The 14,552-nt window shown below is 73.7% G+C and carries 11 protein-coding genes; 8 read left to right on the forward strand and 3 right to left on the reverse strand.

Features of this window, described 5'->3' with window-relative positions:
- Window positions 1-215 precede the first annotated feature (215 nt).
- Window positions 216-1,019: an MBL fold metallo-hydrolase gene (locus ACWCXH_RS00775; RefSeq protein WP_449799132.1), complete on the forward strand. Its 804-nt coding sequence runs from the start codon at window positions 216-218 to the stop codon at window positions 1,017-1,019.
- 115 nt (window positions 1,020-1,134) lie between these two features.
- On the opposite strand, the gene ACWCXH_RS00780 is transcribed toward ACWCXH_RS00775, so the two are convergent.
- A complete protein-coding gene (locus ACWCXH_RS00780; RefSeq protein WP_449799133.1) occupies window positions 1,135-2,121 on the reverse strand; it encodes an Acg family FMN-binding oxidoreductase in 987 nt (328 codons plus the stop codon).
- Between the two features lie 240 nt (window positions 2,122-2,361).
- Here ACWCXH_RS00780 and ACWCXH_RS00785 point away from each other — a divergent pair, with 240 nt between their 5' ends.
- The 5 genes from ACWCXH_RS00785 to ACWCXH_RS00805 all read left to right on the forward strand — a co-directional run bounded on the left by ACWCXH_RS00785 (window position 2,362) and on the right by ACWCXH_RS00805 (window position 5,192).
- Window positions 2,362-3,030 carry an OsmC family protein gene (locus tag ACWCXH_RS00785; protein WP_449799134.1) on the forward strand — a complete coding sequence of 223 codons (669 nt, stop codon included), beginning with the start codon at window positions 2,362-2,364 and terminating at the stop codon, window positions 3,028-3,030.
- Window positions 3,027-3,452: a CBS domain-containing protein gene (locus ACWCXH_RS00790; RefSeq protein ID WP_449799135.1), complete on the forward strand. Its 426-nt coding sequence runs from the start codon at window positions 3,027-3,029 to the stop codon at window positions 3,450-3,452. The genes ACWCXH_RS00785 and ACWCXH_RS00790 overlap by 4 nt, the downstream gene beginning before the upstream one ends.
- A gap of 36 nt (window positions 3,453-3,488) precedes the next feature.
- Window positions 3,489-3,917 carry an Hsp20/alpha crystallin family protein gene (locus ACWCXH_RS00795; protein ID WP_449799136.1) on the forward strand — a complete coding sequence of 143 codons (429 nt, stop codon included), beginning with the start codon at window positions 3,489-3,491 and terminating at the stop codon, window positions 3,915-3,917.
- Between the two features lie 56 nt (window positions 3,918-3,973).
- Window positions 3,974-4,252: a dsRBD fold-containing protein gene (locus ACWCXH_RS00800; protein ID WP_449799137.1), complete on the forward strand. Its 279-nt coding sequence runs from the start codon at window positions 3,974-3,976 to the stop codon at window positions 4,250-4,252.
- 436 nt (window positions 4,253-4,688) lie between these two features.
- Complete coding sequence (locus ACWCXH_RS00805) at window positions 4,689-5,192, forward strand: universal stress protein (protein WP_449799138.1); 504 nt, start codon at window positions 4,689-4,691, stop codon at window positions 5,190-5,192.
- Window positions 5,193-5,291: 99 nt separating this feature from the next.
- Here the strand turns inward: ACWCXH_RS00805 and ACWCXH_RS00810 are convergent, their stop codons facing one another.
- Both ACWCXH_RS00810 and ACWCXH_RS00815 read right to left on the reverse strand, forming a co-directional pair.
- Entirely contained in the window at window positions 5,292-6,137 is an 846-nt protein-coding gene (locus ACWCXH_RS00810; protein WP_449799139.1) for an SDR family NAD(P)-dependent oxidoreductase, read from the reverse strand.
- Window positions 6,137-6,733 carry a TetR/AcrR family transcriptional regulator gene (locus ACWCXH_RS00815; protein ID WP_449799140.1) on the reverse strand — a complete coding sequence of 199 codons (597 nt, stop codon included), beginning with the start codon at window positions 6,731-6,733 and terminating at the stop codon, window positions 6,137-6,139. The genes ACWCXH_RS00810 and ACWCXH_RS00815 overlap by 1 nt, the downstream gene beginning before the upstream one ends.
- Before the next feature lie 475 nt (window positions 6,734-7,208).
- Here ACWCXH_RS00815 and ACWCXH_RS00820 point away from each other — a divergent pair, with 475 nt between their 5' ends.
- The gene (locus ACWCXH_RS00820; RefSeq protein WP_449799141.1) at window positions 7,209-10,208 is read left to right on the forward strand and encodes a BTAD domain-containing putative transcriptional regulator; all 3,000 of its coding nucleotides are present in this window, start codon (window positions 7,209-7,211) and stop codon (window positions 10,206-10,208) included.
- Window positions 10,209-10,543: 335 nt separating this feature from the next.
- A complete protein-coding gene (eccCa, locus tag ACWCXH_RS00825) occupies window positions 10,544-14,542 on the forward strand; it encodes a type VII secretion protein EccCa (RefSeq protein ID WP_449799142.1) in 3,999 nt (1,332 codons plus the stop codon).
- Window positions 14,543-14,552: the final 10 nt, after the last annotated feature.

Below are 14,552 nucleotides of genomic sequence, written 5' to 3' on the forward strand. Positions count from 1 at the left end.
CCGGACAGCACCGCCCGCGCGGACGAACGCCCCCTCCACGCTTGGCCAGCCGACCCTCCCGAGGGGGAGCGTTCGATACACGATCCGCAGTCGAAGTACCAACTCCGGTTCGACAAACGAGCCTTGAACGATGAACACCGAGCTGACATGGTTCAGGAGCAGCCACAGCAGCAACGAGGGCAGCACCTGCGGATCACGTGTTCTAGGCTCTCGGGATGGCCAACGAGCTTCTTCGCCTTGCAGTCCTGGGTTCCGCGACGCCGTATCCGAGCGCGGACAACCCGTGTTCCGGCTACCTGGTGTCCAGCGGGGACACGCACCTGTGGATGGACGCGGGCAGTGGGACGCTGGGCCCCCTGCAACGTCACGCCCGGCTGGACGAGCTGGACGCGATCTGGATCTCGCACCTGCACGCCGATCACAGCGCGGATCTGCTCACCGCTTACTACGGCGCCCTGTATTCGGAGGTCCGTCTCGCCGCGCCGATCCCTCTCTACGGTCCGCCGGGTATCACCGACCGGCTGGCGGACTTCCTCACCAACACGTCCGTCCGCAGCCCGATCGAATCCGCCTTCGCGGTCACCGAGTTGCATGACGGCCATCAGGTGAGCGTCGGCCCGCTCCGACTGACCAGCCGGGCAGTGGCGCACGGCATCCCGGCCTTCGCCCTGCGCGTCGAGGCTTCGGGTCGATCGCTGGTCTACTCCGGAGACACCGCCCCCTGCGCCAGCCTGACGCAACTGGCCGACGGATGCGACACACTGCTGTGCGAGGCCGAGAGCGCGCAGGCTCCCGCCGAGGGTGAACAGGTGCATCACACCCCCGAGGATGCCGGCGAGACGGCCGCCGCGGCCCGGGCGGGCCGGCTGATCGTCACCCATGTCGGCCGGTTCCTCACGCCACAGCAGGCGGTGGCCCGCGCCTCGACGCGCTTCGACGGCCCCATCGACCACGCCGCCCCCGGATCGACCTTCGAGATCGGGCAGGCGACCGGCGCACCTGGACGTTCGACGAGCTGACCTCGTCCGAAGCGTGCTCCACCGCGAACGAGTGGAACGAGGCGGACCGAATCAATGACGTTCAGTCAGATTTCCGCCGGCACGGCCCGCGCGCCTCCCGTGTACGGGCCGCCGACTACCCCTCCGTCTGGTCGAGCACGTCCTCGACGGGCCGACGCGGGGTGGCCGATCCGGGCGGGCCGTAGCCGACGCGCAGGACCAGCTGCGCGTGGGCCGGGCCGTCGGCAGGGTCGCGCAGGCGCCAGCGGGTGTCGGGGATCTCGACTGCCTGGTGCAGGACGGACGCACGCACGCCGTGAAGAGTGGCGATCAGCCACACGCGCTCCAGCGCCTGGCCGGTCCGCATCCAGTCGGCCTGGTGGTCGAAGTGCGTGGTGAGCATGGCCAGTTGCGGCAGTGCCTCGAAGCGCTCCGCCGGGGTGGCGTGGCGCGGCGGGTGGCCGGTGAAGCCGCGCATCGGGACGCGGGCGTCACGGTCGTGCGAGCCGAGGGCTTCGAGCGGGATGCCGTCGCAGGACGGCTCCAGCCGCAGCCAGCGGCGGGTCTCGGCCTCGCGGGTGACGTCGGCGGCGATGCGCGCCTCGGCTTCGGAAGTGAGCGAGAGCACGCGGCGCACCCCGGCCTCCTCCAGCATGGTGAGCGTGACGCCCTCCGCCTGGGCCGCCGTGATGAACTCGGCGACGAGCGCCTCCGGGACGTCCCGGTTGGCGAACGGCTGGCGGCTGGAGTGGCGCCCGGCGATGGCCGGGTAGAGGTCCTCCCCGAACGGTCGCGGGGATCGCGCCGGTGCGGACAGGTCGAGCACGGCCCGCGGCTGTGTGTCCTCGCCGGACGGCTGCAGCCGGACGGCGGCGTCGCGGCCCAGGTGGGCGGCGGCCACGCGCAGGTTGAAGAGGGCGGCGCCGATCGAGATGTGCAGCGCCCTGCCGTCGGGGTCGGCGGCCCGAACGGCCCGGCCGAGGTCCGCGTGGACCTCCAGGCCGCGCAGGTCGGACGTCGGGCGGAAGCGCCAGGGCTGGCTGTTGTGCAGCGACGGCGCCATGCCGCCGGCTTCGGCCAGCAGGTACAGGTCGGCGGTGGTGAGGGCGGTTTCGGTGGTCATGGTGGCTCACTCCCTGCCGACGAGGGCTCCGGTGCTATCGATCATCCGGCGCACCGGGGCCGGACGCGAGGGCCCAACGACCCTGTCTCCACGTGCCAAGCGGGCACGGCGTCCCCGCCGGCCCTGCCGGTGGGGCCCTGTGGCGGGCCGAACGGCCCTGCCGCCCGACGCCCGGTGGCGGTGCGATGGACGCAGAGGCCCGGTGCACCGTGCCGGGCCCTGAGCCCCGGAGGCACGGCCGTGCTGACCGACGACACCCGCACCACCACCCAGCAGCTGCTGCACACCGCCGGCGGGCGGACGATCGCGGTGTCCCGCTTCGCCCCGGAGGCGCTGCCGGACACCGGCCGTGTCATCCTCGACACGGACTGCGAGCCGTACGACACGGACGAGGTCTGGGCCTCGCTCACCCCGGCGGAAGCCAGGCGGCTGGCCGGAATGCTGCTGCGCCAGGCCGCCGCGGTCGAACGCCCGCACGCGCTGCGCCCGGGGCGGATCGAGGTGGATCCGGTGGCGGGAGACCTGTACGCCATCGACCTCCGCTCGCACGCCCTGGCCGTCGACCAGCCCCTCCAGTCCGGTGGCGGCGACGCGGCACCGACCCCGGTCGAGCTGTGCGCCTCCGCACTGGCCTCCTGCACGGCCCACTACGCCGGCGGCTACCTCGACCGGCACGGGCTCGGCCGCGCCGGGCTCCACGTCACGGCCGACTACACCATGGCCGAGGACCGCCCGGCCCGGATCGCCTCGGTGTCCGTCGAGATCACCGTCCCCGGCCTGCCGCCCGAGCGGGCACCCGGCCTGCTCGCGGTCGTCCACCACTGCACGGTGAAGAACACGCTCGACAACCCGCCCGCCGTCACGGTCTCGCTGAACGGCGGCGGCTCCGGGGAAGGCCCCTCGTCATGAAGGCCGCGGACCTCATGACCGCTCCGCCGGTCACCGTCGACCTCGGCGCGACCGCCTTCGAGGCCGCGCGGCGGATGGAGCAGGAGGCGGTCGGCTGCGTCCTCGTCACCCTGGACGGCCGGCTCTGCGGCATCCTCACCGACCGTGACCTGACCCTGCGCGCCCTGGCGCACGGGTCCGGGCCCGGACAGCCGGTCGCGGACCTCATGACCACCCCGGTCACCACCGTCGACGTCGGCGACGACCTCGACACCGTGTACCGCACCTTCCGCAGCTCCGACGTCCGCCGACTCCCGGTCCTCGACCAGGGCCGCCCGGTCGGCATGCTCACCGTCGACGACCTGCTGCGCGACGTCGTCCAGCGGCTCTTCGACCTGCTCGTCCCGGTCTCCCGCAGCGCGCTGCCCGAGACCGCGGCCTGAGCACACCAGGAAAAGACCGTCCCACAGGAGGACATCATGGCCGGCGACCTGCTCAGAAGATTCCCCTTCGGCTACCGGTGGCCCTCGCTGCCGGACCTCTTCGAGGACTTCCCCGCCGATTTCCGGATACCGGTCGGCGAGCACGTGATCCGCATCGAGGAGTCCGAGAGCGACGGCGTCTACCAGCTCAGGGCCGAGCTCCCCGGTGTCGACCCGGACAAGGACATCACGATCAGCGTCGCCGACGGCGTCCTGACCGTCCAGGCCGAGCGCAGCGAGGAGAAGAAGGACAAGCAGCGCTCCGAGTTCCGCTACGGCTCGTTCACCCGCAGCGTCCGGCTGCCCGCCGGTGTCCGCGAGGAGGACGTCACCGCCGCCTACGACCAGGGCGTGCTGACCGTCCGCGCGCCGATCGGCGAGGAGAAGAAGACCGCCCGCAAGATCCAGATCACGCAAGGCGGTTGATCCCGTGACGGGTCCGGGGCACCACCCCGGACCCGGCCCGACCCGGGAGGCCCGGAATGCACACGCACACCACGACGCCGATGCGCACCAAGCGGTGGTCCCTGCGCCTCGACCTCTTCGAGGAGGGCGACACCACCAAGGTCCACGCCGTCCTCGACACCGGCGACAACGTCCTGGAGACCCGCACCACCGCCCGCCGCAACCCCCACGACCCCCCGGTCCCCGAAATCGGCGACGAGTACGCCGCCGCCCGAGCCCTCATCGACCTCGGCCACCAGCTCCTGCGCGCCGGCCTCTCCGACTCCGCCGCCAACGCCCCCGCCGACGCAGGCTGACCGGCCGAGGCGGCCCCAACCCACCGCAGCGGCGCCGCCGTTCGCCGCCCGGCCGTGGTCAGTCTCCCCAACCCACCCGGGCGGTCAGGTCGTACCAGTCGGGCAGCGCGCCGGGCGGCAGGTGGCGGCGCAGATCGCCGACCACGGCGGCTTCGGCTCCCCGTCACCCTGCGCCACCACTTCACCCGGCACACCGACACGTCCCCCAGGCCTACCGCACCGCCTTCCGGGCCTGCGCCCGGCCGTGACAGCCCGGCGCGGGCAGTGCGGCGCGGGCAGTCCGGTCACCCGCCGATGATCGTGCGCGCCCACCCGGCGCGACGGACATGCCGACGCCGCACTGCCGGAGCACCATGAAAGGGCAGCGGACGCGCCCGCTCCCCCGAAACGGCCGAACCGGGCGCCCGCACCCTCAGGCCGCGCGTTGGAGGTTCCCGTGGTCACCGAGAACATCACCCCCGGACCGGAGTCCGCCGGTCCGATCGTCGTCGGCACGGACAGCTCGGAGTCCGCCCGCCGGGCCCTGCTCTTCGCCCTGCAGGAGGCACAGCTGCGGGGCGTCGGCGTGCGCGCCGTCTGCGCCTACGGCTCCGCCCACGCCGGACCGGAGGACCTGGCCACGCCCGCCTGGCCCCGCACGACGGGCGAAATGCCGACGCACCTGCACGAGATCGTCGAGCGCGACGTGACGGACTCCGTCGAGGAACTGCTGCAGCAGGTCGGCGAGCCCGCCGTCGAGGTCGAGGTCCGCTGCGAGCGCGGCCGGCCCGCCAAGGTCCTGCTGGACGCGTGCGAGGACGCGAGCCTGCTCGTGGTGGGCACCCGCGGCGCCGGCTTCTGGGGCCGCCTCGCGCTCGGCTCGACCAGTACGGAGATCGTCCACCACGCCCACGTCCCGGTCGTCGTCGTGCCGCTCGAACCACCCGCCGCGGCCGTGTGAGGCGAGGTCACCGCCGCGGCACCGGCCACCGGTGGCATTCGGGCCCGACGGCCCGGAGCCGGTGCGGCGGTGGCCGCCGAGGGCCCCGTGCCGGCGGGTTCACGCGCTCGGCAGTGGGAAGTTCATCCGCATCACCGCATCGAAGGCGGCGTCCGGCAGCAGCCGCTTGGCCAGCATCGTTCCGCGTGCCATCGCCCCGATCGCGTACCGCGCCCGCGGCCTGCGGACGGTCGCCGCGCGGACGATCACCCTGGTCGCCGTCTCGGCCGGTACCGCGCCGTTGCGGCGGCGAAAGGCCTTGTTGGCGTACATGTCGGCGAGCTCGGCGCGGAACCGCCCGTACGGGTCGGCGGGGTCGGCCTCGGCCCGCATCGTGCCGACCGCGGTGTCGGCGAACTCGGTGATCGTGGGCCCGGGTTGGACCACCACGACCTTGATGCCGAACGGCGCGACCTCCAGCCGCAACGAGTCGCTGATCGCCTCCACCGCGTGCTTGCTCGCATGGTAGAACGCACCGCCGGGCGGGGAGAAACGCCCGCCCATGGAGGACAGGTTGACGATCCGCCCGTGCCCGGCACGCCGCATCCCGGGGAGCACCAGCTGGGTCATCCGGACCAGCCCGAAGACGTTGGTGTCGAACTGCGCCCGCACCTCGCCGGGCGGGGCGGACTCCACCGGCAGGTGCAGGCCGTACGCGGCATTGTTGACCAGTATGTCGACGCCGCCGTGCTCCTCCTCGATCCGGGCCACGGCGGCGGCCATGGACGCCTCGTCGGTGACGTCCAGCGCCAGGGTGGTCAGGCCTTCGAGGGCCAGCTCGGCGAGCGTCTCCGGCCGGCGGGCGGTGGCGTAGACGCGGTGGCCCAGCCGGTGCAGGGCGAGCGCAGTGCGCTGGCCCATGCCGGAGGAACACCCGGTGATCAGGACGGTCTTGGCGGTGTTCATCAGCCGGCCTTTCGGTGCAGGAGGTCCCAGACGGCTTCTTCCGCCTGGGCGAGGGCCTCGCGGGAGAGCCGGGCGAGACCGCCGGGGCGCTGCTGCTTCAGCAGCCCGGTGAACGCGCCGACGGCCATCGCGACCAGCAGTTCGGGGTCTCCGGCGCGGATCTCGCCGGCCCGCTGGCCGCGTTCGATGAAGTCCTTGGCCAACGCGTCGATCTGCGCGGCCAGAGCCTGGCTCTCGGGAGCCAGGAAGGTGTCGTGCTGCTGGTGCTCCAGGAAGACGAACGCGTCCAGGTGGTCGGTCGCGTACCGGGTGAAGCCGCGCCAGAACCGGCCGAACTCCTCGCGGGTGTCCACCGCCGGGCCGCCCTCGGCGAACGCCTCGGCCAGCCGGCCCAGCAGCGCCCGCTTGGCGTGCTGGAAGGCGGCATTGCCCAGCGCCTCCTTGCTCGGGAAGTAGCGGTAGATGCTGCCCACCCCCACCCCGGCTCGCTGCGCCACGGCGGGCATCTGGGTGCCCTCGTAAGTGCGCTCGGCGAACAGTGCGACGGCGGCGTCGAGCAGCCGTTGGGCAAGGTCGGGTTTGTTGGACGGAGTCACGGAATGAATGTTCATTCCGCCCCTTGGGTGCTGTCAAGCGCTGGGCGCCGGGAAGGAACCGCGGTCGTGGCGCCCGTCGTGCACGCCGCCCGCCGAGATCACCGCGCTCCAAGCGACGGCTAACCACGCAGGTGCGGTGGATGAGCCGGGTGCGGCGCACGACCGCTACGGCGGCCTCCGGCCGGGGAACGCATTTCCCGCAGGGCCGCCCCGTCCGCTTTCCCACCCTCCCTTTTGAACCGGATCAGTGCTCATTCCGTGAGGGTGACGACAGGGCGGCCATCGATCGTCGACGAACGTTGACGCTGTGTCAGGCGTCTCAATCACCGCGTTGCGGCGCCATGTCAAGAATGTGCTAGTAATACGAACAATGACGCCCCTCGGGGAGGCGGGGAACCCGGGCCACGCATCGGAAATGGCGGTCCAGGGCCCTCACCGGGACGTTTGGGTGTCACGCACGAGGGGACTGCAGTCCATGATCCATCCCGTCCGGTTCTTCCTGCTGGGCACCATGCGGGCGCAGTACGGGGACGAGGGACTACCGGTCGGATCGCCCCTGCAGCAGGCGATGATGGCCACGCTGCTGCTGCGCGACGGCCGCGGGGCCAGCGCCGGCGAGCTCATCGAGGCGCTCTGGGGCGACGAGGCCCCGATCAGCGCGTCCGCCATGCTGCGCACCTACGCCTGGCGGTGGCGCAAGGCCCTGGAGCACGACCACGACGCCCCGGCGATCCTCACCTCGGTGGGCGACGGCTACCGCACCGTCGTACCGGCCGACGCCGTGGACGCGCTGCACATGGAGAAACTGGCAGCGGCGGCGATCGGCGCGGCCCGCGCCGGCGAGGACCCCGCACAGGCGCGCGGGCTGTTCGCGGAGGCACTGGAGTTGTGGGGCGGCGAGCCACTGACCGGGGTGCCCGGGCCGTTCGCCGAGCAGCAGCGCACCAGGCTCGGTGAACTGCGGATCAGCCTGCTGGAGGAGCGCTGCGGCCTGGACCTGGAGCTGGGCGACACCGCCCTGGCCATCCCGGTGCTGCGCGACCTCACCGCCGAACACCCGCTGCGCGAGCGGCCGTACACACTGCTGATGCGGGCGCTCTACCAAGGCGGCCGCCAGGCCGACGCACTGGCCCTCTTCGACCGGGCCCGCCGGCTGCTCGCCGAGGAGCTGGGCGTCGACCCCGGACCGGAGCTGCGCGAGACCCACCAGCGGATCCTGCGCAACGACCCGGCCCTCCTGGGTACCGCCGCCGGCACCGTCGCCACGCACCACGCGCCGACCCGGCAGCCGACCCTGGTACCGGCCCAACTTCCCGCCGACACCGTCGACTTCACCGGCCGCCAGGTCGAACTCGACGCGCTGCACACGGCACTCGCCGCGGCGGTGCGGGAGCCGGCCGGGGACGCCGTGCTGCCCATCGCGGCGGTCTCCGGGATGGGCGGGGTGGGCAAGACGGCGCTGGCCCTGCGGGTCGCCCACCGGCTGCGCCCCGGCTTCCCCGACGGCCAGCTGTACGCGGACCTGCGCGGCGACCAGGACGCGCCGGCCGACCCGAACGTGCTGCTGGCCAGCTTCCTGACCGCCCTCGGCGTCGCACCGGGCGCCGTACCGGAGTCGATGGAGGACCGGGCCCGGCTCTTCCGCTCACTGCTGGACGTCCGCCGGGTGCTGGTCCTGCTCGACAACGCCAGGGACGCCGCCCAGGTCCGTCCGCTGCTGCCCGGCTCGGCCCGGTGCGCCGTCCTGGTGACCGGCCGCGCCCGGCTGTTCGGCCTGGCCACCGCCGTCCAGGTCGACCTGGACGTGTTCAGCGTGGACGAGGCGCGCGACCTGCTGGCCCGCACGGCCGGCGCCGAGCGGGTCGCGGCCGACCTGGCGGCGGCCGGCGAGCTGATCCGCCACTGCGGCCGGCTCCCGCTGGCCGTGCGGATCGTGGCGGCCCGGCTGGCCTCGCGCCCGGCCTGGACGGTGGCCCGACTGGCCGACCGGCTGGCCGCGGAACGGGACCGGATGGCCGAGCTGCGCCTGGGCGACCTGGCCGTGGCGGGCGCCTTCGAGTGGGGCTACCGCCAGTTGACGGCGGAGCAGGCCGACGCGTTCCGGGTGGTCGCGGCGGTCTGCCGACCGGACATCGGCGTACCGGCGGCGGCCGCCGTCCTGGGGGTCGCGCAGCGCCGGGCCGAGGACCTGCTGGAGTCGCTGGTCGACGCGGGCATGCTCACCGCCCCACGGCCCGGCCGCTACCGCTACCACGAGCTGCTGCGGGTCTTCGCGCTGCAGATCGGCGGACCGGACGGCGCCGAGGAGCACTCCACGGCCCTGCGCCGCCACATGCGCTTCCTTCTCTCGGGCGCGACCGCCGCCTTCCAGCAGCTGGTGCCCGGCGATCCGATCGGGACCGCGCTCATCCCCGGGCTCACCCCGGGCCTGGCCTTCGAGGACGCCCACGCGGCCGCCGACTGGGTGGCCGCGGAGTTCGAGGCGGCGATCACCTCGGTCCTGGCGACGGCCGACGAGGCGGCATCGGTCGAGGACGTACGCGTCGCCGCCGACCTGCTGGTCGCGCTCAGCCCGTTCGACGCCGACCCGCGCTACGAACGCCTCACCGGCGCCGCGGCGGCGGTCGCCGCAGCGGCCGACACGCTCGGCGACCAGCGCTCGCTGGGCCGCGCCGAGTTCATCCGCGGCAACCTCGCCGTCCAGACGGCCAGACTGGACGAGGCCGCCGAACACAGCAGACGCGCGGCCGACGCCTGCCGGGCCGGCGGCGACGTGGTGGTGCTGCAGCAGGCACTGAACGACCTCGGCGTGCTCGCCCAGTTCCAGCACCGCTACCAGGAGGCGGTGCGCCTCTACGACGAGGCGAACTCGCTGGCACGGGCGCTGGGCCACCGCGCCGGGCAGACCGCGACCGCGCTCAACTCCGCGCTCGCCCAGGTCCGGGACGGCCGGCCCGCCGAGGCCGCCGCCGCCTGCCGCAGGCTGCTGCCGGGCCTGACCGACGCGGAGGAGTGGACCGGCCTGTCCTACGCCCTCTACGTGCTCGGCCTGGCCTCGCACGAGCTCGGCGAACACCGGCAGGCCGTCACGGCACTGGAGGAGTGCCTGCGGATCTGCCGGGCCGCGGGGATCCCACTGCGCGAGGCGCAGGCCCGCTACCGCCTGGCCGACACGCTGCGCCTGCTGGACCGTCACGAGGAGGCCCTCGAACAGGCGCGGCAGGCGCTGGACGACTGCCGGGAGCTCTCCGCCGAGCGGGACCTTGGTCACGCCCTGGTGATCACCGCCAGGACGCTCGACGACCTCGGCCGCACCGACGAGGCCCTCGACCACCTGCGTGCCGCGGAGGAGCTGTTCGACCGGCTCGGACTGCCCGACGCCGAGCACGTACGGCAGTTGCTAGCCCGGCTGGACGGCTCGGCCGGCGCACCCGACACACCCGCGACGGTCGGCTACGTGATCGGCGTCGCGTAACCCGCCGGGGCCGGACGGCGACCCCGGCGGGCAGTGACCCGCCGGGGTCAGGAACCGGTGTTGTTCCAGACCTTCATGTCGCTGGTCCTCCTCGCTGCTCCCGCGCGGCTTTCCGTGGTGTGTCCGCACGTTCCCCTCGCAGTGGCCGCATGCACGGCACTGCTTGCGGCCACAGCCTCCCAGCCCCCGATATCCGCTCGATATCCGGCGCTCTTCGCCGCACCGCAGCCCACCGCGGAGACCGGCCCGGCCCCCGTATACGGCGCGCGGATCCCACGGTGATCGGCCCGGGGCAAGCTCGTTCCTCCGCGGCCAAGCAGAAACGGAGTACGGGTTTGAGCACGGTTCTCGTCAAGCGCCCGCCCCGCGCCGACGGCCCCCCGCTCCCCGAGGGGCAGATCGAACTGGCCGAACCCCCGGTGCTGGGCGAGCCGGCCACCCCCGACCTCGGCTCCGCCCTGATGTACCTGCCGATGGGCCTGGGCGCGGGTGCCATGGTGCTGATGTTCTCCATGCGCGGCGGCGGTGCGTCGACCTACATGATGTCCGGGATGATGGGCGTGGCGATGGTCAGCATGACGCTGACCCAGATCGGCCGCCCGGGCGCCGAGCGCCGGCGCCGCATGCGCGCCGAACGCCGCGACTACCTCCGGTACCTGGCGCAGAAGCGCGTCCAGGCCCGGCAGGCCGCGGCGGAGCAGCGCGCCGCCCTGCTGTGGGACCACCCGGATCCCGCGGAGCTTTGGGCGCTGGCCCGCGGCACCCGGCTGTGGGAGCGGCGCCCCGGGCACGAGGACTTCACGCGGGTGCGGATCGGGCTTGGTGCGCGTCGTGCGGCCCTGGAGTTCCTGCCGCCGCGCACCAAGCCGGTGGAGGACCTGGAACCGCTGTGCGCCGTCTCGCTGCGTCGTTTCACGCATGCCCACCAGAGCGTTCCCGGGCTGCCGGTCCCGGTGGGTCTGCGCCGCTTCACCAGCGTGGAGTTCGCCGGCCGGGCCGAGGAGGCGCTCGGCCTCGCCCGGGCGATCGTCGGACAGTTGGCGGTGCTGCACTCCCCCGACGAGCTGCGGGTGGCGTTCCTCGGCGACGCCGGAGCCCGCGAGCAGTGGGACTGGCTCAAGTGGCTGCCGCACAACGCCCACCCCGGCGAGGAGGACGCCGCCGGTCCGGCACGCCTGGCGGCCGAGGACGCCGAGAGCCTGCTGGACCTGCTCGGCCAGGAGGTCCGCGACCGTCCCGAGCACGACCCGGCGGCCTCGCCCAGCGTCGCGGAGCCGTTCGTGGTGATCGTGGCCCAGGGCGTGCGGATCCCCGCCAACTCCCGTCTGTCGGGCGGCGGTCTGCGCAACGTCGTGCTGCTCGACGTCACCGGCACGATGCCGGGCGGCCCCAAGGTGCTGCGGCTGACCGCGCACGACGGGAAGGTCGGGTTCGCCTCCGGCGAGGACACCGTCTCCGCCGACGCCGACGCGCTCAGTGCCACCGCGGCCGAGGCGCTGGCCCGCTCGCTGGCGCCGATGCGCACGAGCGGCAGCGTGGACCTCGCCGACCGACCGCTCGAATCGGACCTCGACCTCGTCACCCTGCTGGGCCTGCGCGACCCGCACACCTTCGACGTGGCCGCCAAGTGGCGGCCCCGGCAGGTGCAGGCCGCCCGCCTGACCGTGCCGCTCGGCGTCACCGACGACGGCGAGGTCGTGGAACTGGACCTCAAGGAGTCCGCGCAGGGCGGCATGGGCCCGCACGGCCTGCTGATCGGCGCGACCGGCTCCGGCAAGAGCGAGCTGCTGCGCACCCTGGTGATGGGCCTGGCCGCCACCCACTCCTCCGAGGTGCTCAACCTCGTCCTGGTGGACTTCAAGGGCGGCGCGACCTTCCTGCACATGGACCGGCTGCCGCACACCTCCGCGGTCATCACCAACCTGGCCGACGAGATCCACCTCGTCGACCGCATGCGCGACTCCATCAACGGCGAGATGATCCGCCGCCAGGAGCTGCTGCGCGAGGCCGGATACTCGTCGCTCTACGACTACGAGAAGGCGCGGGCCGCCGGCGCCGGCCTCGCCCCGCTGCCGTCGCTGCTGATCGTGGTCGACGAGTTCTCCGAACTGCTCGCCAGCAAGCCGGAGTTCGTCGACCTCTTCGTCTCCATCGGCCGGCTCGGGCGCAGCCTCGGCGTGCACCTGCTGCTCGCCTCGCAGCGCCTCGACGAGAGCCGCATCCACAAGGTGGAGGGCCACCTGTCGTACCGGATCGCCCTGCGGACCTTCTCCGCGATGGAGTCGCGCAGCGTGATCGGCGTCTCCAGCGCCTACGAGCTGCCCTCCTCGCCGGGCAACGGCTACCTGAAGATCGACACCACCAACCTGGTGCGCTTCAAGGCCGCCTACGTCTCCGGCCCGGCCCCCGAGCCGCTCGCCGCCGACGAGCAGCCGGCCCAGGAGGCCGGCGTGCCCGGCGGGCTGACCGACTTCGGGCTGGAGCGGCAGGGCCCGCTGCGCTCCGAGAGCACCGAGGACTCGCTGACCGAACTCGCCGGCCGCGGGCTCCGCCCGGCCGAGCACCCCGAGCCGGCCGCCGCCGCGTCCGGCGAGCAGGCGAACTCCGAGAGCCTGCTGGAGGTCCTGGTGGGCCGCCTGGAGGAGAGCGGGCCGCCCGCCCGGCAGGTCTGGCTGCCGCCGCTGGCCGCCTCCCCCAGCCTGGACGAGCTGCTGCCCGGCATCGTGCCGGACCCCGTCCGTGGCATGAGCGCGGCCGGCCACCCGGCGCTCGGCACGCTGCGGGTCCCGCTCGGCGTCGTGGACCGCCCCTACGAGCAGCTGCGCGAACTGCTGGTCGCCGACCTGTCCGGGGCCGACGGCCACGTCGGGCTCGCGGGCGCCCCGCAGACCGGCAAGTCGACCCTGCTGCGCACCCTCATCCTCTCCCTCGCGCTCACCCACACCCCGGGCGAGATCCAGTTCTACTGCCTGGACTTCGGCGGCGGCGGCCTGGTCTCCACCGCCGGCCTGCCGCACGTCGGCTCGGTCGCCACCCGCCTGGAACGCGACCGGGTGCTGCGCACGGTGGCCGAGCTGACCCAGCTGCTGGAGCGCCGCGAGCGGGAGTTCACCTCCCGCGGCCTGGAGTCGATGGCCGCCTACCGCGCGCTGCGGGCCACCGGCGGGATCGACGACCCGTACGGCGACGTCTTCCTCGTGGTGGACGGCTGGTCGACGCTGCGCCAGGACTTCGAGGACCTGGAGGCCAGGGTCATCGACCTGGCGGCCCGCGGGCTGTCCTTCGGCCTGCACCTGCTGGCCTCCGCGGTGCGGTGGTCCGAGCTGCGGCCCCGGCTGCGCGACCTGCTCGGCACCAAGTTCGAACTGCGCCTCGGCGACGCGCTGGAGTCCGAGGTCGGCTCGCGGATCGCCGCCGCCGTCCCGCACCAGCCCGGCCGCGGCCTGACCGCCGGCGGCCACCACTTCCTGTCCGCGCTGCCGCGCCTGGACAGCTCCGGCGAGACCGCCGACCTGACCCCGGCCACCAAGGCGGCCGTGGCCGAGATCGACGCCTTCTGGACCGGCTCCCCGGCCCCCGGCGTGCGCCTGCTGCCCACCCGCCTGCCGGCCGACCAACTGCCGCCCTCCGAAGGGGACCTGCGGGTCTGCCTGGGCTGGGACGAGCAGCGCCTGGAGCCCACCTGGCACGACTTCTCGACCAGTCCGCACCTGATGGTCTTCGGCGACGGCGAGAGCGGCAAGACCAACGCGCTGCGCCTGGCGGTCCGCGCGATCACCTCGCGCTTCGGCACCGACGAGGCCCGCATCGTCGTCGCCGACCCCGAGCGCGGCCTGCTCTCCTCCGTCCCGGAGGAGTACCGGGCCGGCTACGTCGTCGACCGCGACTCCCTCGCCCAACTCGCCGCGAACGCCGCCCACTCGGTGGGCAAGCGGGTGCCCGGACCGGACATCACCCCCGAGCAGCTGGCCCGGCGCGACTGGTGGGAGGGCCCGCGGCTGTTCGTCGTCGTCGACGACTACGACCTGCTCGCCGGCGCGCCCGGCGCTCCCACCCCGCTGGCCCCGCTGGTCCCCCTGCTGGCCCAGGGGCAGCACATCGGGATGCACGTGGTGATCGCCCGCAGCACCTCCGGGGCGATGAGGTCGATGACCGACCCGGCCCTGCGGCGGATGTGGGAACTCGGCAACCCGGCGCTGCTCTTCTCCTACCCCAAGGAGGAGGGCAAGTTCCTCGGCGAGGCCAAGCCGCGCACGCTGCCCGCCGGGCGCGCGCAGTTCGTCACCCGCCGGGCGGTGCGCCTCGTCCAGACCGGGCTGGTGACGCCCGCGTGACCACCGCGCC

The organism is Kitasatospora sp. NPDC001660 (assembly GCF_053596725.1).